Raw genomic sequence first — 20,281 nt, forward strand, 5'->3', positions numbered from 1 at the left:
GGCTTGCTCATGACACCTCCTTGTAGGGCCTAGTGTGAGGCTCACGAGGTATCTAGGAAAGTGAGGGCGATTCATGTACCTCCTGAAACTGCCTGGCATGGCCGAAGACTTGGCTCGCCAGCTGGCCACGCCGATGTCGAGTGAACTGCCGTTTGAGCAACGAGTGCGCAGTATGGTCGATCGTGAAATTACGCAGCGTGATAACAAACGTCTGCAAACCCTGCTAAAGCGGGCATCGCTCCCGCTGAATGCCTGTGTGGAAGACATCGACTATCGCTCCCCGCGCAATCTGGACAAGGCAGCGGTCTATTCACTAACTTCGTTGGACTGGATCAGGAACGGGCACAGCTTGGTCATTACCGGTCCGACCGGTACCGGCAAATCCTGGTTGGCCTGTGCGCTAGCCAACCAGGCGTGTCGCGAAGGGTTGTCATGCTATTTTGTGCGCGTACCGATCTTGATGGAAAACCTGACAGCAGCACGTGCAACCGCAACATTTGTGCAACGTCTGCAGCAGCTCAGCAAATTCCACCTGCTGATCCTCGACGACTGGGGGATTGAACCATTTTCCAGGCGTACCGAAAACGACTTGCTAGAGTTGATCGACAACCGCTTGGGGAAGTGTTCGCTACTCATCACCAGTCAGATGCCGATGAGCATTTGGCATGACACATTTCACAACAAAGCGGTCGCAGATGCACTGATGGATCGTATCATCCACGGCTCGTATCAAATCCAACTGTCCGGAGAGTCATTGCGCAAGGCACAAAATATTGCTGGTAAAAAAGCAACGTAATATTGTGCGTACCAGCGGTCTTATAAGCCGCTGGCCAGTTATAAAATTACCGAGCCCCATTTCATGGGGCTCGGTAAGCTAAAAACACTGACTTGAATTTCTTTGTATAGTCAGACGACATCCAGACGGATACCCTCTCACCGACTAGACTTGCTGATTATTATGGCTGGAGTAAGCCATGCTCAGGGCTTGCTCTTGTCAATCTCCTCTGCCACCAGTGTCTTGAGCTGCTCAAAACCAAAGCTTGGCAAAGGCTTGCCATTGACGTAGAACTCTGGCGTCTTGCTCACCTTCAGGGTTTGTGCATCAGCTAGATCCTGAGCAATCACATTGGCAATATCCGGCGATGCCATATCGGCTTTCAACTTGTTCAGATCTAATCCGAGCCCATCCAAGTACTTCCAGATACGATCTGTTTCTACAGTATGGTTCTGGGCAACATTGTCCTGCTCTGCCAGCAGCGCTTCTAACGCTTCCCAGAATTTTCCTTGTCGACGTGCTGCCTCCAATGCGGCCACCAGCTGGTCGGAACCAGCATGGAAAGGAGCGTAGCGCAAAACCAGGCGAATCTTGCCTGGGTTGGCCGCCATCATCTCCTTGACCAGTGGATAAAACGCCCGGCAGGTTTCGCAGGCTGGATCAAAAAATTCTACTAGTACTACCGGCGCATTTGCGTTGCCAAGGGTCGGTGAATACACCCGCACCAGAGCTTCGCGATTGGCGCTAGCCTGCTGCTCAGCCTGCTCACGCTGGTTGTTCTTGTAGATGACGGCAGTGGCCAGAAAGCTCAACAGCAAGGCAGCAGCGGCCAAGATGAATATGGTTTTTTGTTTCATTTGCAAGCTCGAAAGAACGTTGCCAACAGCAACGCGATAATGGTGAAGAAAGCAGCTGCGGATAGCAGCGGGATGGTGATAAAGCCAAACCACTCAATTACCGTGGCCGAACACGGTACGCCTTGTGAACAAGGCTGGATGGCCTCTGGAATCACCCCAGCCACCAGTAGCAAGTGGAATGTCGCGATCAGTGCCCCAGGCACGGCCAGAGCCAGCGCATAGCGCACCACCTTGCGATCGAAGGGGAACAGCCCCAGCGGCAGAATCAGAACGAGGGGAAACATAAAGATGCGCTGGTACCAACACAATACGCAGGGTGGTAGCAACATCACTTCGCCAAAAAACAGCGCCCCAAGCGTGGCAACCGTGGCCAGCAGCCAGGCGCCAAAAACCAGCAACCAGGCCGTAGGGTTCGACCGTGCCGGTGCGGAAAGCTCCAGAGATGTCATGGGATGGTCTTTGTCAGACGGGAGATATACCGAGGCCGGACAAGCCGGTAACGGTCAACGGGATACACGACACAATAGTTATAGCGGCATGGAAACCACCGCTAATCGCCTTGTATCGATCAGCAGAATGAACTACAGGCTGTAGGGGGGCGTAGAGGGGGCGCGACGGCACGTCCCGTCAGCGGGTGAGGTTCACAGGCTTGCTGCGGTGCCATTATCGTGCCAGACAAGCCCATGCTGGCAACCGGCTGCGGGCCAGCCTGCAAGGCGCAGCAATCCGCATCGACCGAGGGAGGCTCTTGTCCATCGTCTAATTTACCGCTACCCCCTTGTCCGCAACACCGTACCGCCGCATCGGTGCAGACACTGCCACCATGTGGCATGCCCATAGCTTGCAGCGACAGCAGCACCAGCGCCAGGAAAAGGTAGATAAAGCGGAAGATACGCATGCGGAGGTCATCAGCCATCAGAAACTAGTCGAACAGCTCTTTCCAGAACGACTTGTGATGGCCGTGCTTGCGCTCATGGTATTCATGCTGGCGATGTTGATGGCCATGACTACCGTAAGGTTGTGGTGTTGGCGGTGCATGGAACGGCTGGGCGTTCTGGGCTGGGCGAGTGTCCCCAACCGAGCGCTCGATTATCTTGTCCAGCTCACCGCGGTCTAACCACACACCACGACATTGCGAACAGTAGTCGATTTCTATTCCTTGCCGTTCAGTCATGGTCAGTGTGACATCGGGACAGACTGGGCACTTCATGGTCGCTCCTTGATGAGATGACAGTTTGGCAGAAAGTACATCTGCCTTGAGCGTGGGGGTGCCACAGATAGAACTTGCAGCGCAATGGCGTATTGAGACCCACCACCACACCGCAGGTTCCATGAGACTGCGGCCAACCCTAGTTCACTTGCGCAGCAGACGCAAACCATTACCCACTACCAGCAGGCTGGCACCCACATCGGCGAACACCGCCATCCACATAGTGCCCAGTCCCAACAGCGTTAGCACCAAGAATACGCTTTTGATACCCAATGCCAGCGTGATGTTCTGTACCAGTATCGCTCGGGTGGCGCGCGACAGACGCACAAAGGTCGGGATCTTGCGCAGGTCGTCATCCATCAGCGCCACGTCGGCGGTTTCTATTGCGGTATCGGTGCCCATGGCGCCCATGGCGAAGCCGATATGGGCGCGCGCGAGTGCAGGTGCGTCATTGATGCCGTCACCTACCATACCCACGGTGCCCTCTTGTTCGAAGGATGCCACGGCCTGCAGCTTGTCCTCCGGCAACTGGTTGCCGCGCGCCTGGTCGATACCGACTTGCTGCGCGATCGCCTCCGCAGTGTGCGGGTTGTCGCCGGTCAGCATCACCGTCTTGACCCCCAGTTGGTGCAGCTCGGCAATGGCAGCGCGGCTACTATCCTTCACCGTATCCGCCACTGCGAACAAGGCCAGCACCTGCTTGCTATCGCTCAGCATCACAACCGTCTTGCCTTGGCGCTCCAGCGCATCCAGCCTTACCTCTAATGCTGGGCTGCACAGGTCGAGTTCATGCAATAGACGGTGGTTGCCCAAAGTGTAAGTATTGCCATCGATGACGCCACGCACACCGCGACCAGGTAACGCCTCGAAGCCATCCACCGCCGCATGCGCGCCGGCCCCCAGGTTGGTCGCACGGACAATGGCTTGCGACACCGGGTGGTCGGAGCGGCCAGCCAGGCTGGCTGCCAGGTGGCGGCAATGCTCAACGTCCAGCGCGACACGCGGCTCGAAGTCGGTTTGCTCGGGTTTGCCGTGGGTGATGGTGCCGGTCTTGTCCAGTGCCAGCCAGGCCAGTTTGCGGCCTTCTTCCAGGTAGACGCCGCCCTTGATCAGAATGCCGTGGCGCGCAGCGGCAGCCAGGCCGCTGACGATGGTAACCGGGGTAGAGATCACCAGCGCACACGGACAGGCGATCACCAGCAGTACCAGCGCCTTGTAAATCCAGTCATGCCAGCTGGCACCCAACAGCAGCGGCGGCAGGATGGCAAGCAGCAGCGCAATGACAAACACTGCCGGTGTGTAGACACGGGCAAACTGATCCACGAAGCGCTGAGTCGGCGCCTTGGCACCCTGTGCCTCCTCCACCGCATGAATGATGCGCGCGAGCGTGGTGTTGCTGGCGGCGGCGGTCACCCGGTAGACAAAGGAGCCAGATTCGTTGATGGTGCCGGCGAATACCGTGTCGCCTTCGGTCTTATCCACAGGCAGGCTCTCGCCGGTGATCGGCGCCTGGTTGACGCTAGAACGACCGCTGACGATTTCACCATCCAACCCGATGCGCTCGCCAGGCTTGACCCGTACCATGCGGCCCACCGTTACGCTGCCGGCGTCGACTTCCTGCCAGGAACCATCCGCCTGTTGCACGGTTGCCGTTTCCGGCACCAGCTTTAGCAGGCCGGAAATAGCATTGCGTGCCCGATCCAGCGATTTGGCCTCGATCAGTTCGGCAATAGTGAACAGCACCATCACCATGGCGGCCTCCGGCCATTGTCCCAGCGCCAGAGCGCCGGTGACCGCAATGCTCATCAGGGCATTGATATTCAGATTGCCGTTACTGATCGCCACCCAGCCCTTCTTGTAGGTTGTGACTCCGGACAAGGCCACTGCCAGAACACCAAGGCTTGCGGCCAACCAGCCGGGCAGCCCCATCCAGCTGGCAGCCTCCGATGCCAGCGCGGCCACGCCGGCCAGTGCCAACGGCCACCACGGCTTGGCTGTTTCTTGGCTAGCGGCCAACTGACCACTGGCATCTGGCAGTTCCGGGTGAAAACCCAGCGAACGCACCGCATCCATCACAGGCTCCAGCGCGTCGGGGGCATGCACTACCGTCAGTACGCGCTGCATCAGGTTGAATTCCAGGCTCTTCACCGTCGCCATGCCGCCCAGCTTCTTACGGATCAGCGCTTCCTCGGTCGGGCAGTCCATCTGCATGATACGCATCGAGGTACGCACCCCGCCATCCACCACCTCTGCAGCCGCCAGACTGCCGAAGCTGGCCGGCGCAGGGGCACAGCAGGCGCTAGCAGCGTGATCATGGTTGTGCTCATGCGCGTGCGGTGACTGTTGCAGCTGTCCCGTGATTGGAATGATGCGGTGCTTGGGGGGTTGGCTGGTAGTCGCCTGATCCTGTGATGTCGCCCCGGTGGCAGGTTTCTTGTCATGGTGGTCGTGGTCGCAGCAGCTGGACATGGTGGAACTCCGGTTTTCGTCGTATGCTTGGCATTGAACACCCTGAAGTAACTACAGGGTCAAGCGGAGAAAGGTACAGCATGCAAATAGGTGAGTTGGCGAAACAGGCCGGCTGTCCCGTCGAGACGGTGCGCTATTACGAGCGCGAAGGTCTACTACACGCGGCAGTGCGTAACGAAAGCAATAACTATCGGCAGTACAACCTCAGCCACCTCGACCGGCTGACCTTCATCCGTCGCTGCCGCTCACTAGACATGACCCATGGCGAGATCTGGGCCTTACTGGACGCCCGCCAGCAACCGGATGCCAGCTGCGAATCCATCAACGAGCTGATCGACACCCACCTGCTGCACGTACAGGCACGGATGACCGAACTGCGGGCACTGGAGGGCCAACTGATCGACTTGCGTAGCCAGTGCCATGCCGCACGGGCCACCCGCGACTGCGGCATCCTGCGCGAGCTCGACCACCCAGGCGATACCGCTTGGCGCAGCCCGGCGCTGACACATAGCCACGTTTCCGGCAGCCATAGCAACAGCGATGTCCATAACCACGGGGAAACGCAAAAATGAAAGCTCTGGATTTTCCTCTGTCGGTGAGAGGAAACAATTAAGTCTGTCGGAGCTATCTACCCTCTGGGTCGGACAACCTCGGCAGACCGAGGTGGCCCCTGCGTGTCGCCGAGTTGGTGCGGATCCGCCTCAGTTTCGCCCGACAGACTTGACGTAATTGCGCACCAAAAGGCTTGCACCAAACAGAGACTCGATTGATTTTCGCATCACTTTGTTAATTCACCCAGCGTATGCAAACCAGCCACTTGGCGACCCGTGTTTTGACAGAATGTATTGTTTGTGAACATCGACAGACCCGTCCCTAGCCGTATTGGCTGAACTACCGCTCGGGCAAAGAGATTATTCAGAACCCATGTGAATATTGGCGGCTTGCTCATCAGAAAACAGCTATTCTGGTGTTGGGTGCTTTCCTTTTTCAGTCACTTTCACATACACTTCGTCCCCATGAAATTGCTGCGGCTTATGTTTTCTCTTGTGCTGATGCTGGCGATCCCGTTTCTGGGCACGCCGGCACTTGCCATGCCGCAAATCCCGCCTTGCCCGATGCAGTCTGACATGGCGCACAGTATGGGCATGTCGGCCGATCACGATTGCTGCCAGATGGACAAGGTGGGCAGCCAGAAATCGTCGAAGGCCAAGTTGCCCACCCCATGCAAGCCGGGGCAGGAGTGCAAGCTCGGCCAGGTCTTTTCTCCCGTACTGGCTTCTCTGGCGTTCCAACCCTTGCCGGTCAGCGCCGTTGTTGCCATTTATCCCGACACCGTAATTCGTTCCCATGACCCGTCCGGGTTGTGGCGCCCCCCTCAGTCCTGACTCCGTTTGACGTCCCGATCCGGTGCGATTCTCGTCGCCCGGGTTGCTGCCGTGCGCATTCGCGCACCTGTCACGCCATGGAGTTAGAACATGTCCCCTCGCTGGATACGATTCCCCCTGCAGCTGTCGCTGGCAGGGCTGCTCGGCCTTGCCCAGGCCGCACCGCTCACGTTTAACTCGGCACTTGAGCAAGCCGTAAATACGTCCCCGACACTTGTCGCCCAACGCGCGCAAATCGGTGCCACCCAATCCGCTGCCATGCCGGCTGGCGCCTTGCCGGACCCGAAGCTGTTCGTCGGGATCGACAACTACCCGATCACCGGACCGATGCGCGGCTCGCTGACTCAGGATTTCATGACCATGCAGAAGGTTGGCGTGATGCAGGAAATCCCCAACGCTGACAAGCGCCGGGCGAGGGTCGAGGTCGCCGCGGCCGAGATCGAGGTGGCCGAAGCGCAAAACCGGATGGTTCGCCTCAAGGTGCGCCGTGAGGTCGCGCTCGCCTGGCTCAACCGATACGCCCTGGAGCGCAAGCTGACGCTGTTTGATGCGCTCGGACGGGAGAGCCAGCTACTTGCCACGGCGGTTCGGGCGCAGATTGCGTCAGGTCGTGCCCAGCCCGCCGATGCGGTGATGCCGAAGCAGGAGGCCGCCCAACTGGCCGATCGGCACGATGACCTGACTCGCGACCTGGCCAAGGCGAAGGCCGAGCTGCGCCGCCTGATCGGTCCCGCGGCCGATGAACCGCTGGCAGGCGAACCACCAGCATTCAACCTCGATGCCGGCAGCTTGCGCTTGCATCTGTCCCAGCACCCGGAAATCGCGGCATTCGGCGCGGCGGCGCACAAGGCTGAAGCCGAAGTAAGCGAAGCAGTCGCCATGAAAAAACCGGACTGGGGTGTGGAGTTGGCCTACCAGAAACGGGGTGCCCAGTTCGGCGACATGGTGTCGCTGCAGTTCACCTTTGACCTACCGCTTTTCACCAGGACACGCCAGGACCCGAACATTGCGGCCAGGCAGCAGGAATTGACCAGGATCGAGGCCGAGCGCGAAGCGCTGCTACGCGATCATGCCAACGAATTGGACAGCAACGTGGCGGATTACGTCGCACTCGGTCGCCAGCTGGATCGGGCCCGTCAAGAATGGCTGCCGTTGGCGCAGCAAAAGGTCGACCTGGCCACCGCCAGCTACCAAGCGGGCAAGGCCGAGTTGACGGTGGTACTGGCGGCGCGGCGCGAGTTGATCGAACAGCGCTTCAAGCTCATCGAGCTGGACTACCAGCGCGCCAGTAGCGCCGCCCGACTCTACTTCGCCTATGGGGAGAACGCATCATGAACAAGCAGCAATGCAAACTCGTCGCCCTGGTGGTGGCTGTGGCACTGGCAAGCGGCGGCGGGGGCTACTGGCTGGCCCGCCAAGGTCAGACCGAGCACACGGCAAGCCCTGCAGCCACGGCGGCCGACGCCACAGGCGGCAAAGTGTTGTACTGGTACGACCCGATGATGCCGAACCAGCACTTCGACAAGCCGGGCAAGTCGCCGTTCATGGACATGCAACTGATACCCAAGTACGCCGACGAAGGGGGCGAGGCTGCCGGGGTCAAGATCAACCCCGACGTGGTGCAGAACCTGGGTATTCGGCTCACCATGGTCGAATCCAAGACCCTGACGGAAGCGGTCGACGCGGTGGCGACCGTCGGGTTCAACGAGCGGGAAGTCGCCGTCGTCCAGGCTCGTAGTGCCGGTTTCGTGCAAAGAGTGTATGCCCGAGCCACGGGCGATGTGGTTTCAGCCGGCGCCCCCATCGCCGATCTGCTGGTGCCGGAGTGGGCTGGCGCCCAGCAGGAATATTTGGCCATGCGCAACACCGGCGACAAGGCGCTGGCCAATGCCGCCCGGGAGCGCCTGCGCCTCACCGGGATGCCGGAGTCGCTGATCAGCCGCGTCGAGCAAACCGGCACCCTTCACCCCATTGTCACCATTTCTACCCCGCTTGGCGGCGTCATCCAGGAGCTGGACGTACGCAGTGGCATGACCGTCAGCATGGGCATGACGCTGGCCAGGGTCAACGGGCTGGGCAGCGTATGGCTGGAGGCGGCCGTCCCCGAAGCTCAGGCTGGTCGTGTCCGGACCGGACAGCCGTTGGTGGCGCAGTTGACGGCCTATCCCGGTGAGACGTTCAAGGGCAAGGTCATCGCGGTGCTGCCGCAAACCAATACCGATAGCCGGACCCTGCGCGTGCGCATCGAGTTGCCCAACCGGGATGGCCGGCTCAAGCCAGGCATGTTTGCCCAAGTGCGCGTCGAGGCGGGAACGGGTAAACCAGCAATCGTGGTGCCTTCCGAAGCCATCATTCGCACTGGTACGCGTGCGGTGGTACTCCTCGCCGCCGACGGCGGGCACTACCAGCCGGTCGAGGTACAGATCGGCCGGGAGTCTGGCGGCAAGACCGTCGTGCTCAAGGGGCTGACGGAAGGGCAGAAGGTGGTCGCTTCCGGTCAGTTCCTGATTGACTCCGAAGCGAGCCTCAAGGGTGTGCTAGCACGGCTGGACGGAGGCGCGGCGTCCACCACGACAGCTCCTCAGCTATCCCGCGACAAAGCTGCCACGCTCAACCAGGCGATTGGCAAGGTGGAGGCCATCCAGGCCGGTGAGATCACCATTTCACACGGGCCGGTTGCCACACTCGGCTGGGGGGCGATGACCATGACCTTCAAGCTCGCCAAACCCGAGCTAGCCGCCGGTCTGAAACCGGGTGACAGTGTCTCGTTCGGCTTCAGCCAGAACGGCAGTGACTACGTGGTGCAGCAACTCGGTAAGACCGGAGGTGGGCAATGATCGAGAAACTCATCCGCTGGTCGGTCGCCAACCGCTTCCTGGTGGTACTTGCCACGCTGTTCGTGGCGGTCTGGGGAGTGTGGGCGGTCAAAACCACCCCGCTTGATGCGCTGCCCGACCTGTCCGATGTGCAGGTCATCATCCGCACCAGCTACCCGGGGCAGGCGCCGCAGATCGTCGAGAACCAAGTGACTTATCCTCTGGCGACCACCATGCTGTCGGTACCGGGCGCCAAGACGGTGCGAGCCTACTCGTTCTTTGGCGACTCCTTCGTTTACGTGCTGTTCGAGGACGGTACTGATCTCTACTGGGCACGCTCGCGCGTACTGGAGTACCTGAACCAAGTGCAGGGCCGGCTGCCCGCCTCCGCCAAGGCCTCGCTGGGGCCGGACGCGACCGGTGTCGGCTGGGTGTATGAGTATGCGTTGGTAGACAAGAGCGGACAGCATGACCTCGCCCAGCTGCGCAGTCTGCAGGACTGGTTCCTCAAGTTCGAGCTGAAGAGCCTGCCCAACGTGTCCGAGGTGGCCACTGTTGGCGGCATGGTGAAGCAGTACCAAGTGGTACTCGACCCGCTGAAGCTGTCGGCTTACCGCATCCCGCAAAGCAAGGTGGTCGCTGCGATTCAGCAAGCCAATCAGGAAACCGGTGGCTCGGTACTGGAGCTAGCCGAGACCGAGTACATGGTGCGTGCTTCTGGCTATCTGAAGACGCTGGATGACTTCCGCGCCATCCCGCTCACCACCTCGCAAGCCGGGGTGCCGGTGAAGCTGGGCGACGTCGCCACGGTCCAGCTCGGCCCGGAGATGCGGCGCGGCATCGGTGAGCTCAACGGCCAGGGCGAGACCGTCGGCGGGGTGGTGATCTTGCGCTCCGGCAAGAACGCGCACGAGACCATCGCGGCCGTCAAAGCCAAGCTGGCCGAACTCAAGTCCAGTCTGCCGGCTGGGGTGGAGATCGTGCCAACCTATGACCGTAGCCAGTTGATTGACCGTGCCGTGGACAACCTCAAGGACAAGCTCATTGAGGAGTTCATCGTGGTGGCGGTGGTGTGTGCAGTGTTTCTGTGGCACCTGCGCTCAGCATTGGTAGCGATCGTATCGCTGCCGCTGGGCATCCTGATCGCCTTCATCGTGATGCGGGAGCAAGGCGTCAACGCCAACATCATGTCGCTCGGCGGTATCGCCATTGCCATTGGTGCCATGGTCGATGCGGCCGTGGTGATGATTGAGAACGCGCACAAGCACATCGAAACCTGGCGGCACAAGCACCCGGGCGAAACGCTGGAGAGAGAAACACATTGGCGGGTGATGACCGAGGCGGCGGCCGAGGTCGGCCCGGCGCTGTTCTTCTCTCTACTGATCATCACGTTGTCCTTCATCCCGGTGTTCACGCTGCAGGCGCAGGAGGGTCGACTGTTCGGGCCGCTGGCGTTCACCAAGACCTACGCCATGGCTGCGGCAGCCGGCTTGTCGGTGACGTTGATCCCGATCCTGATGGGCTACTGGATTCGCGGCCGCATCCCGGATGAACATCAGAACCCGCTCAATCGTTGGCTGATCCATTGCTATCGTCCCTTGCTGGATGCGGTGCTACGCCGGCCAAAGACGACGCTGGTCGTTGCGGGTCTGGCGTTGCTGACTACCCTGTGGCCCGTCAGCCGGCTCGGCGGAGAGTTCATGCCGCCGCTGGACGAGGGTGACCTGCTGTACATGCCGTCGGCGTTGCCTGGGCTCTCGGCAGCCAAGGCAGCCGAGTTGCTGCAGCAGACCGACCGGCTGATCAAGACCGTACCCGAGGTGGCAAGCGTGTTCGGCAAGGCGGGTCGCGCCGAGAGCGCCACCGATCCAGCGCCGATCGAGATGTTCGAGACCACCATCCAGTTCAAACCGCGCGCCGCATGGCGACCGGGCATGACCCCGGAAAAACTGGTCGACGAGTTGGACCGGGTGGTCAAAGTGCCGGGGTTGTCCAACATATGGGTACCGCCGATCCGCAACCGCATAGACATGCTGGCTACCGGCATCAAGAGCCCGATCGGGGTCAAGGTATCGGGTACTGATCTGGCGGCGATTGACCGGGTGGCACAACGCGTGGAACAGGTCGCCAAGGGCGTTCCCGGCGTCAGTTCCGCGCTGGCGGAACGGCTGACCGGTGGGCGCTACGTCGACGTTGATATCGATCGTGCCGCGGCGGCGCGTTACGGCCTCAACGTTGCCGACGTGCAGGCCGTGGTGTCGACGTCTATCGGTGGCGAAAACATCGGTGAAACCATTGAGGGACGGGCGCGCTACCCGATCAACGTGCGCTACCCACGCGAGATCCGTGACTCGTTGGAAGGATTGCGCAACCTGCCGATCCTGACTGAAATGGGGCAGCAGATCACACTGGGTGCTGTCGCTACCATCCGCATCAACGATGGCCCTCCAATGTTGAAAAGCGAGAACGCCCGCCCGTCGGGCTGGGTATACGTCGACGTGCGTGGCCGAGATCTAGCCTCGGTCGTCGCTGAACTGCGTACCGACATCGCCAGACAGGTGAAGCTGGAACCTGGTATCAGCCTCGCCTACTCGGGGCAGTTCGAATATATGGAGCGCGCCAACGCCCGATTGAAGCTGGTGGTGCCGGCGACGCTGGTGATCATCTTCGTACTGCTCTATCTGACCTTCCGCCGACTGGACGAGGCCGCACTGATCATGGCGACCCTGCCGTTCGCTCTGGTAGGCGGGGTGTGGTTCCTGTACCTGGCGGGCTACAACCTGTCGGTAGCGACCGGCGTTGGCTTCATTGCGCTGGCCGGGGTGTCTGCGGAATTCGGGGTTGTGATGCTGCTGTACCTGAAACAGGCAGCGGCCGAGCGACAGGAGCATGGACTCATCTTGGATGTGCACATGCTCGATCAGGCGATCCGGCAGGGGGCGGTATTACGCGTGCGTCCCAAGGTGATGACAGTAGCGGTGATCCTGGCCGGCCTGCTGCCGATTCTGCTCGGCTCCGGCACTGGCTCCGAGGTGATGAGCCGCATTGCCGCGCCGATGGTTGGCGGCATGATCACCGCGCCACTGCTATCAATGTTCGTGATTCCGGCCGCGTATCGCTTGATGAGGGCCAAAAAACAGCCATCTCAGGCACAGCCTGAATCAACCCGTATTCGCCAACCTATCCAGGAGAAATAAAGATGTCCAAGTTACTTTCTATGCTGTTTGCCGCAATGTTCGGCCTCGCCGTAGTGCTCCCTGCCCAGGCCGCCGAAATCGGCATCACAAGTACAGTGAAACCGACGGGTCAGCTGGCTCATGGAGAGGGGGTTATCAAAGCACTTGATGCCAAGGCTGGCATGGTGACGCTGTCGCATGGTCCGGTGCAGGAGCTGAATTGGCCCGCGATGACTATGGCGTTCAGGCTGGCCAAGCCGGAGTTGGCCAAGGGGCTCGCCGTTGGCAAGAAAGTGAAGTTCGAGTTTCAGGCTCAAGGGATGTCGGCGGTGATCACTAGCATTAAGATCATCGGCTAAAGCCTGTCTGGTGGGAATGGCCAGTGATGTCCATCCCCATTAACTCAGGAGTATTGCGCCAGCATTTACATCACAGCACAAAGTAGTGCATTCGACAATCGTATTTTGAAAACTATTGCTGGACGTATAGTCGGAATCGTTCGGTACTGATCAACAGTATTGGGGTCATTCAGTTGGAAGTGTTTTACGGAATAACCAGTCGATTTCGTTTTGGGTTAGTGAGCATGATCTTGTTATCCATGTGCTTGCCTAGCTTAGGAGCAAGCCATGTTGCGCCTATTACACCTGAGCAGGAGCCGCCAGCAGTAGAGGCCGGGGGGAGCTCTGACCTTGTCGGCGCCCTGCTATTACAAGCTATGAGCTTGACTGGCATCGCTTACCGTTTTGGCGGGAACTCCCCTGCTACTGGTTTCGACTGTAGTGGTTTGATCCGCTATGTGTTTTTAAAAGCAGTGGGCATGAATCTACCCAGGACGGCAGCAGAGCAGGCTCGCCAAGGACGATCAGTCGCGCGCAATGAATTGAAAGCCGGGGACATCGTGTTTTTTGATACTCGTGGTTTCCGCTATTCCCATAGTGGAATTTATTTAGGGAACGGTAAATTTATTCATGCACCCCGTACGGGTAAGAATATCGGTATCAGTGATATGACTCTGCCGTATTGGGTAAAACGTTTCAATGGAGCTAGGCGTGTATTGACTCCTCCAAACGGTATACGTGACTAGCACCGTCAAGAAGTTGTGCCCATCGACCGACATTCCGGTTACATCGGAAGGCTGTCGTAAGCTGCGAGGCTGCAAAATAGTCCCTCGCTTTTTGTGCCAAGGACATCAACCTACTGTTGTTGTGATGTACATCAAATCAATTACGCTTTCATGCCATGGGCGCATGCATGGGCAAGTAGACGGTGCTATGGTAATAGCCATGAAGACCCTTTGCCGCATTTTCATCATGGTCCTGCTGATGCTGCCTGCACTTAATGTGCTGGCGGCAGATGTTGATGCGATAGTACTGAATAGCGCGGTGCAAGTAACTGATTGCATGGCAATGCAAAAAGTCGCATGCCATGAAGACAAGGCGTCTAAGCCAGCCGACAAGATGGCTATGGTGAAACACCACGGCTTGCTTTGTTCTTCACTGAGCTGTAGCCCACTTTGTGCTCCTTCCTTGCTTGGGCATGAGTCTTTGATTGTCGCTGCGATACAGGTGTCTGGCCCCATGTTGCCGACGCAGCCGGCCAGACTTTCCAGCATCGTCATCACCCCTCCGCATCGTCCTCCCTTGCTGGTTTGACCCTCTGCTATCGCAGCCTGCGGCATGTTTCGCAGCAGGCTGGCTTTGAGTCGAACACCATCAAGTAGGAGGCAATTATGTCTTTACTTCGTACCGTGGTACTTGCCAGCCTGTTAGGTGTAGCAAGTGCGCCGGCCCTGGCTGCTATTTCCGCCACTGTCTACAAAAGTCCCTCTTGCGGCTGCTGCGAGGCGTATATCGCCTACCTGAAACAAAACGGCTTCCAGGTAACCGCTGTTAACCGTAACGATATGCCACAACTCAAACAGCAGTTTGGCGTGATTCCCGGCATGGAAAGCTGCCATACCACGCGTATCGCCGGCTACAGCCTGGAAGGTCATGTGCCGGTGGCCGCTATCCGCAAGCTGCTTGCCAGTAAGCCTCAATTGGTAGGGCTGGCGGTGCCTGGTATGCCGGCTAACAGCCCCGGCATGGGGCCCGAAAAGCCGGGCAGTCTGGCGGTCTACAGCATGGCTCGCAGCCCACAGACCAGCACGTTGTACGGTGACTTCTAACTGACATTCACGTTGTTTGATAGAGACGAGGGGGCCCCTCGATGGTTGAACCTTGCCTTGCGCTTTGGCCAACCCTCATCAAAGGGACCCTCGTGCCTGGCTAACCGAATTGGATACCAACATGACTTCACTGATGAAATTACTGATTGCTACGGCATTAACCGTTTCTGTCGTAACTGTAAGGGCCAATGAAGCCCATCATGCCGATACCTCGGCCCCATCCGCCGTACTCAAGTCGGCTCCTGCTGCTAGTAAGGCCAGGACCAATAAAACGATGGATGCACAGATGAAGAAGATGCAGGCGGCACACGACAGGATGTTGGCCGCAAAAACGCCGGAAGAGCGCCAAGCCGCGATGCAGGTTGCCATGCAGACGATGAAAGATGGCATGGCCATGATGAAGAAGATGCGGATGGATGGTTGCCAACAACGCGGCAGGACTACCGGCAGTCGTGCCGACGGCATGGGCATGCATGGGGACGGTCAGATGATGGACATGATGATGAAGATGATGGATCAGCAGTCGTCCATGATGTCGATGCCAATGGCCCAGTAAGGAGAATCAACATGCAAAGACGAACTTTCCTGCAAGGTATGCTGTTGGCTGGCGCTGGCGGCTTTTCGCTCAAGGCACTGGCTGGAACAATGCCTTTGGCACCTGCCGGTATGGCGTTGCTGAACCCAGCGTTGCTGCCGTCGGGGGCCGATCTACAAGCACTGCCCAGACTGGCCAACCAAAGTACCGAAGCCGGCATGTTCCGTGCCACGCTGACGGCGGCTCCGGTGAGTGTGCCTCTGCTTAAGACTGGGCCAACCGAATTTTGGGCCTATAACAATACGCTGCCCGGCCCATTGATCGAGGTACGCGAAGGCGACACGGTAGAAATCACGTTGATTAACCGCCTGTCTCAACCCACCACGATTCACTGGCATGGGTTGCCAGTAGCACCGGAGCAGGATGGTAATCCACAGCAGCCGGTGTTGCCTGGACAGCAGCACACTTACCGCTTCACTCTGCCAGTAGGTAGTGCTGGCACCTATTGGTATCACCCCCACCCACATGAAGTTACCGCCGAGCAGGCATTCCGTGGCCTGGCTGGCGGATTCATTGTCCTGGCCAAGGATGACCCGCTAGCGGGCATACCTGAGCGGCATCTGATTCTGTCTGATCTGAAGCTCGACCAGTCGGGTTTCATTGCACTCAATGACAGTAACGACTGGATGAACGGGCGCGAGGGGCAGTTCGTGCTGGTGAATGCACAGCAGCGGCCAAACTTGCGTTTCGCTGCGCAAGGTCGTGAGCGCTGGCGGGTGTGGAATGCCTGCAGTGCGCGTTACTTGCGCTTGCAGCTGCCTGGCAGCCAGTTCACCTTGGTTGGTACCGATGGCGGCTTAATTGAAAAGCCTGTTCAGGGGTTGAACGAATACCTGCTGGCGCCAGGTCAGCGGGCCGAGCTGGTGGTGGATGCTGGCCGTCGGCACGACACTGCCACGTTGACGGGGGCCATTTACGATCGCGGCAAAATGGGCAAAGTCGCTCCCGAGCAGGCGATTGCCATCCTGAATGTGGATTTCTCCGCGGTTGCCAACAGCGAGTTGGCCGCATTGCCCTCCCAACTGACCACAATTGCCGACCTGGGGGCTCCGGTCGCCCGCAAGCAAGTGGTGTTCTCCGAGCAGATGACCATGGACAACGGCCAGCATGGCATGCAGTTCCTGGTGAATGGTCGGCAGTACGACATGAATCGTATCGATCTGACTAGCCGGGTAAACGAGGTCGAGCTCTGGGAAATCGTCAACCAGTCGGATATGGATCACCCGTTCCACTTGCACGGCACTCAGTTCCAGGTGCAATCCCGCGAAATAGATGGCGTGATAACGCCCGAACCTTTCAAAGCTTGGCGGGATACTGTCAACCTGCGTTCCGGTGAAACGGTACGGATCAAGACGGTGCAGCACTGGCCCGGCATCCGCATGTTCCACTGCCACATTCTGGAACATGAGGCTGCCGGCATGATGGGGCAACTGAAGGTTATCTGAGTCATAAGCCGGCCAGTGAGCTGGTAGCTTTTCTACCTTGTCCGGGCATCCGCCTGGGCAAGGTCCATACACTCGTTATCAGTAAAGGCTGGGGGAGGGGCGGCACTTAAGCTGCCTACTCTCTCAGGCGTGGGTGGCGTGGTGGTCCTCGGCAAGATAGAGGGGTGATCAGCCATCTGCCGTGGCACTAGCGGGAAACTGTAGTGTAAAACAAGTCCATCCGTCGGCAGACGTGACATCAATACCCCCCCCATGCACTTCGGCAATTGAGCGGGTGATGGCCAATCCCAGCCCAGCCCCGTCAGACTCTGCAACTACACGAGCAGAGTCTGCCCGGAAGAAGCGGTCGAACAACCGTGGCAATTGCGTGGCAGGAATGGTGGGGCCGGGGTTGCTGATACTGACGGTGGTTCCTTGCTGATCCTGCTGAATAAGAATACTAACCACACTATCAGTCGGTGTGTAACGCAGTGCATTGGACAGTAGATTGCTGAGGGCTCGGCGCAACATCAAGCGATCGCCCCAAATGATGCCATGACCGGTTTGCTGTAAACGGATGTTTTTCTCTTCCGCCAGTGCCTCATAAAACTCCAGCAACGCCGCCACTTCATCCTCGATGGTAATCCGCTCCCGGCTTGGCAGTACCAGACCATGCTCGGCCTTGGCCAGAAACAACATGTCAGACACCATACGGGCCAAACGCTGAAATTCCTCGGCATTCGATGCCAAAATGTCGCGGTACTCAGCCGCAGAGCGTGGCATGGAAATAGCTACTTGTGTTTCGGTGAGCAAGTTGCTGATGGGGGTACGCAACTCGTGCGCAAGGTCGGATGAAAATTCCGACAGCTTGCGAAATTCCCCCTGTAGTCGGCGAAGCATGGCATTCAGGGACTCTGCTAGATCTGCCATTTCCACCGGTACAGACTCTACTGGCATTTGGGCTTCCAAGCGCTGGCCAGTGATTGCCTGTGCCCTCGCTTTCATGGCACGCAACGGTGCTAAGCCATTGTGTGCCACCCACCAAGCTAACAAGCCTCCAACTAGTGCCGACAGTAAGATATACACAGCCAGTGATTGACCAATCATGCCAATGAAATGTTGGTGTCGTCGGGTATCAATTGCTGCGCAGATAGTCAACGTCGTGCTATCAGTATCGGAGAGCTGCCCACTGCCACACATACCGTGATAGTCAATGCCGCTATGCCGCCAACTTACCATCTGTTGGCTTGTATTGGTGCCTGGAGACGGAAAGTGAAATGCTGCGGGCGATTGGGAGGCGTAAACAGGATAGTCCAGTCTTTGTAGTTGGACATAAAGGTCACGGTGATTGTGTACCACATCATCCAGCCGAGAGGCCAAGGCGGGAATGCTGGATGATGTGCTCATCACTTCGCGGATCAATCCTAGTTTATCGCGCAGATCATCAGCATCCTGTTCCGCAAAATGCTGGTCGATCATCACGCTGACCAATATACCGAGACCTGCCAATAACAGTACTGACACTGCGGCATAGAACATAGTCAGTCGTGTCGTCAGCGAAAACCTTCGCTTCACGCTTTCTCCTCCGATACTTCGAGCACATAGCCCATGCCGCGTACGGTATGGATCAGCTTAAGGTCAAAATCATCGTCTACCTTGGCACGTAATCGCCGCATGGCCACGTCGATTACATTGGTGTCGCTATCGAAGTTCATGTCCCATACCTGCGAGGCAATTAGCGAGCGCGGCAGCACCTCGCCCTGGCGGCGCATTAGCAGTTCCAGCAGACCAAATTCCTTGGCGGTCAGTGTGATACGTCTTCCATCACGACTAACACGGCGGCGTAACAGATCCAACTCCAAGTCGGCGACCTGCAAGGTTGTAACCTCCACCGTTCCTCGTCCGCGGCGCAAGATAATACGTACTCGTGCCAACAGCTCGGCAAAGGAGAACGGTTTGACCAGGTAGTCATCTGCTCCCAGCTCCAGTCCCTTCACCCTATCTTCAACTTGATCGCGCGCAGTCAGGAATAGCACCGGCATGGTTTTCTGCTGCCGGCGCAGTTGGGTTAGAACCTGCCAGCCATCCATGCTGGGTAGCATCACGTCCAAGATCAACAGGTCATGGTTGCCTTCCATCGCTAGGTGCAGTCCATCCAGCCCATCGTGGGCCAAGTCCGCGGTAAAGCCCGCCTCACTCAATCCAAGACGCAGGTATTCAATCCACCCAAGCTAACAAAATTGCAGCAAGGCCACGCTGGCAATCTCCCTTTGGACTTAAGATCAACAACTAGGGTGGCAGGCCTGACCGTCTCCAACTCGGCCAAAACAGACATTCAGCTACCAATTAGGCAAACGGCTGCTTCCTCTGGGAAAGCCGCCGTTACCGTCTCCGCTTAATCGCGGTAGCTGATGCCGTTTGGCCCGGCGCCTACTTGGTAAGTACTGAGCACGCGGTGTTGACGGCTATCGATCACCGACATGGTGCCGGATTCGATATTGCTGACGAAAACATATTGCCCGTCACTGCTGATCGCCACGCCGTGCGCACCGTTGCCTGTTTTCACCTCGGCAATCGCCTTGCCGGCGGCCGGGTCCACCACCGATACCCGGTTATCCGGTTGCTTGCTGCTGCCCTGGTTGGCCACGAACACCTTGCTGCCGTCCGGGGTGGCGTACATCTGGATCGGATTGCGGCCAACCTTGACCTTGCCGCTCAGCTTGCGGCTGGCGGTGTCGATCAGGCCCAGCGCGTTTTCCGCGCTCAGCGACACATAGGCCTGTTTGCCATCAGCAGAGAAACCAACCTGTACCGGGGCCTTGCCCACGGCGATGCGCCCGGTTTCCCGCAGGCTGGCCACGTCGATCACCGAGACGCTGTCGCTCTTCACGTTGGCCACGTACAGGCTGCGGCCGTCCGGGCTCAGGCGCAGGCCGTGCGGGTAGTTGCCGGTGTTGATGGTGGCGAGCTGCCGCTTGCTTTCCAGCTCGTATACCTGCACCGCATTGTTGTCGGCATCGGTAACGAAGGCCAGCTTGCCATCGCGGTCGGTCACGACATGGCCCGGGTGCCCGGCCACCGGCAGCACCAGGTTCGGCTTGCTGCCCAGCGGCAGCTCGAACACCTGCAGCTCGCCACCGCTCTGGCCGCTGCCGTGGTGGCCGGCATGAATGTTCATGCCCACCGCCAGCAGGCGCTTGCCATCGGCACTGACCTGCACATTGTGCGGCGAGATTTCCAGCGGGATGGTGGTGACATTACCATCTGCCAGCGTGATCTGGCTGATAGAGTTGCCACGCTCGTTGGCGGTAAACACCGTGCCGGATGGCGCCGCCAGTACGGAGGTGGCTGCCAGCGAAAACGCGAGTAGCAACGAGGCGGGAATAAGCTTGCGCATGAGGGATTCC

Annotated in this window: 19 protein-coding genes and 1 pseudogene; 13 read left to right on the forward strand and 7 right to left on the reverse strand. The window is 58.7% G+C overall.

Translation table 11 applies throughout. The features are described from left to right. The first annotated feature begins 73 nt into the window (after window positions 1-73). Window positions 74-796 (forward strand): IS21-like element helper ATPase IstB, encoded by a 723-nt coding sequence (gene istB, locus FLQ03_RS01635; RefSeq protein ID WP_144373780.1) that lies wholly within the window; start codon window positions 74-76, stop codon window positions 794-796. A gap of 182 nt (window positions 797-978) precedes the next feature. Here istB and FLQ03_RS01640 read toward each other — a convergent pair whose 3' ends face one another. Both FLQ03_RS01640 and FLQ03_RS01645 read right to left on the reverse strand, forming a co-directional pair. After that, complete coding sequence (locus FLQ03_RS01640) at window positions 979-1,632, reverse strand: DsbA family protein (RefSeq protein WP_144373781.1); 654 nt, start codon at window positions 1,630-1,632, stop codon at window positions 979-981. Further along, window positions 1,629-2,081, reverse strand: a complete 453-nt coding sequence (locus tag FLQ03_RS01645; RefSeq protein ID WP_144373782.1) for a disulfide bond formation protein B — start codon at window positions 2,079-2,081, stop codon at window positions 1,629-1,631. The genes FLQ03_RS01640 and FLQ03_RS01645 overlap by 4 nt, the downstream gene beginning before the upstream one ends. Before the next feature lie 374 nt (window positions 2,082-2,455). Between FLQ03_RS01645 and FLQ03_RS19330 the strand changes: the two genes are divergently transcribed. Next, complete coding sequence (locus tag FLQ03_RS19330; protein ID WP_240802177.1) at window positions 2,456-2,749, forward strand: hypothetical protein; 294 nt, start codon at window positions 2,456-2,458, stop codon at window positions 2,747-2,749. A 21-nt stretch (window positions 2,750-2,770) separates the two neighbouring features. Here the strand turns inward: FLQ03_RS19330 and FLQ03_RS19630 are convergent. Both FLQ03_RS19630 and FLQ03_RS01655 read right to left on the reverse strand, forming a co-directional pair. Continuing rightward, window positions 2,771-2,965, reverse strand: a pseudogene (locus FLQ03_RS19630) (TFIIB-type zinc ribbon-containing protein); the annotation flags it as partial. Window positions 2,966-2,986: 21 nt separating this feature from the next. After that, a complete protein-coding gene (locus FLQ03_RS01655) occupies window positions 2,987-5,311 on the reverse strand; it encodes a heavy metal translocating P-type ATPase (protein ID WP_144373784.1) in 2,325 nt (774 codons plus the stop codon). Between the two features lie 80 nt (window positions 5,312-5,391). Between FLQ03_RS01655 and cadR the strand changes: the two genes are divergently transcribed. The 11 genes from cadR (at window position 5,392) to FLQ03_RS01710 (ending at window position 16,895) form a co-directional block, all read left to right on the forward strand. Continuing rightward, window positions 5,392-5,883 carry a Cd(II)/Pb(II)-responsive transcriptional regulator gene (gene cadR, locus FLQ03_RS01660; protein WP_144373785.1) on the forward strand — a complete coding sequence of 164 codons (492 nt, stop codon included), beginning with the start codon at window positions 5,392-5,394 and terminating at the stop codon, window positions 5,881-5,883. 444 nt (window positions 5,884-6,327) lie between these two features. Further along, window positions 6,328-6,696, forward strand: a complete 369-nt coding sequence (locus FLQ03_RS01665; protein WP_206210826.1) for a hypothetical protein — start codon at window positions 6,328-6,330, stop codon at window positions 6,694-6,696. Between the two features lie 90 nt (window positions 6,697-6,786). Then, window positions 6,787-8,031 carry a TolC family protein gene (locus tag FLQ03_RS01670; RefSeq protein WP_144373786.1) on the forward strand — a complete coding sequence of 415 codons (1,245 nt, stop codon included), beginning with the start codon at window positions 6,787-6,789 and terminating at the stop codon, window positions 8,029-8,031. Continuing rightward, window positions 8,028-9,533, forward strand: a complete 1,506-nt coding sequence (locus tag FLQ03_RS01675; protein WP_144373787.1) for an efflux RND transporter periplasmic adaptor subunit — start codon at window positions 8,028-8,030, stop codon at window positions 9,531-9,533. The genes FLQ03_RS01670 and FLQ03_RS01675 overlap by 4 nt, the downstream gene beginning before the upstream one ends. Further along, a complete protein-coding gene (locus tag FLQ03_RS01680) occupies window positions 9,530-12,709 on the forward strand; it encodes an efflux RND transporter permease subunit (RefSeq protein WP_144373788.1) in 3,180 nt (1,059 codons plus the stop codon). The genes FLQ03_RS01675 and FLQ03_RS01680 overlap by 4 nt, the downstream gene beginning before the upstream one ends. Window positions 12,710-12,711: 2 nt before the next feature. Beyond that, entirely contained in the window at window positions 12,712-13,047 is a 336-nt protein-coding gene (locus FLQ03_RS01685) for a copper-binding protein (RefSeq protein ID WP_144373789.1), read from the forward strand. A 224-nt stretch (window positions 13,048-13,271) separates the two neighbouring features. Continuing rightward, window positions 13,272-13,772: a C40 family peptidase gene (locus tag FLQ03_RS01690; protein WP_144373790.1), complete on the forward strand. Its 501-nt coding sequence runs from the start codon at window positions 13,272-13,274 to the stop codon at window positions 13,770-13,772. A gap of 199 nt (window positions 13,773-13,971) precedes the next feature. Further along, complete coding sequence (locus FLQ03_RS01695) at window positions 13,972-14,340, forward strand: hypothetical protein (protein ID WP_144373791.1); 369 nt, start codon at window positions 13,972-13,974, stop codon at window positions 14,338-14,340. Between the two features lie 95 nt (window positions 14,341-14,435). Then, window positions 14,436-14,855 carry a DUF411 domain-containing protein gene (locus FLQ03_RS01700; RefSeq protein ID WP_240802176.1) on the forward strand — a complete coding sequence of 140 codons (420 nt, stop codon included), beginning with the start codon at window positions 14,436-14,438 and terminating at the stop codon, window positions 14,853-14,855. A gap of 121 nt (window positions 14,856-14,976) precedes the next feature. Then, window positions 14,977-15,411, forward strand: a complete 435-nt coding sequence (locus FLQ03_RS01705; RefSeq protein WP_144373793.1) for a hypothetical protein — start codon at window positions 14,977-14,979, stop codon at window positions 15,409-15,411. Between the two features lie 11 nt (window positions 15,412-15,422). Further along, window positions 15,423-16,895: a multicopper oxidase family protein gene (locus tag FLQ03_RS01710; RefSeq protein ID WP_144373794.1), complete on the forward strand. Its 1,473-nt coding sequence runs from the start codon at window positions 15,423-15,425 to the stop codon at window positions 16,893-16,895. Window positions 16,896-17,063: 168 nt separating this feature from the next. On the opposite strand, the gene FLQ03_RS01715 is transcribed toward FLQ03_RS01710, so the two are convergent. From FLQ03_RS01715 to FLQ03_RS01725, 3 genes are all read right to left on the reverse strand, one after another. Then, on the reverse strand, window positions 17,064-18,449 hold the full coding sequence (locus FLQ03_RS01715) for a heavy metal sensor histidine kinase (RefSeq protein WP_144373795.1): 1,386 nt from the start codon (window positions 18,447-18,449) through the stop codon (window positions 17,064-17,066). Further along, the gene (locus tag FLQ03_RS01720) at window positions 18,446-19,096 is read right to left on the reverse strand and encodes a heavy metal response regulator transcription factor (RefSeq protein ID WP_144373796.1); all 651 of its coding nucleotides are present in this window, start codon (window positions 19,094-19,096) and stop codon (window positions 18,446-18,448) included. Before FLQ03_RS01720 ends, FLQ03_RS01715 begins: the two co-directional genes overlap by 4 nt. Window positions 19,097-19,269: 173 nt before the next feature. Continuing rightward, a complete protein-coding gene (locus FLQ03_RS01725; RefSeq protein WP_144373797.1) occupies window positions 19,270-20,271 on the reverse strand; it encodes a YncE family protein in 1,002 nt (333 codons plus the stop codon). Between the last annotated feature and the right edge of the window lie 10 nt (window positions 20,272-20,281).

It is taken from the genome of Vogesella urethralis, from assembly GCF_007644045.2.
GTDB classification, from domain to species: domain Bacteria; phylum Pseudomonadota; class Gammaproteobacteria; order Burkholderiales; family Chromobacteriaceae; genus Vogesella; species Vogesella urethralis.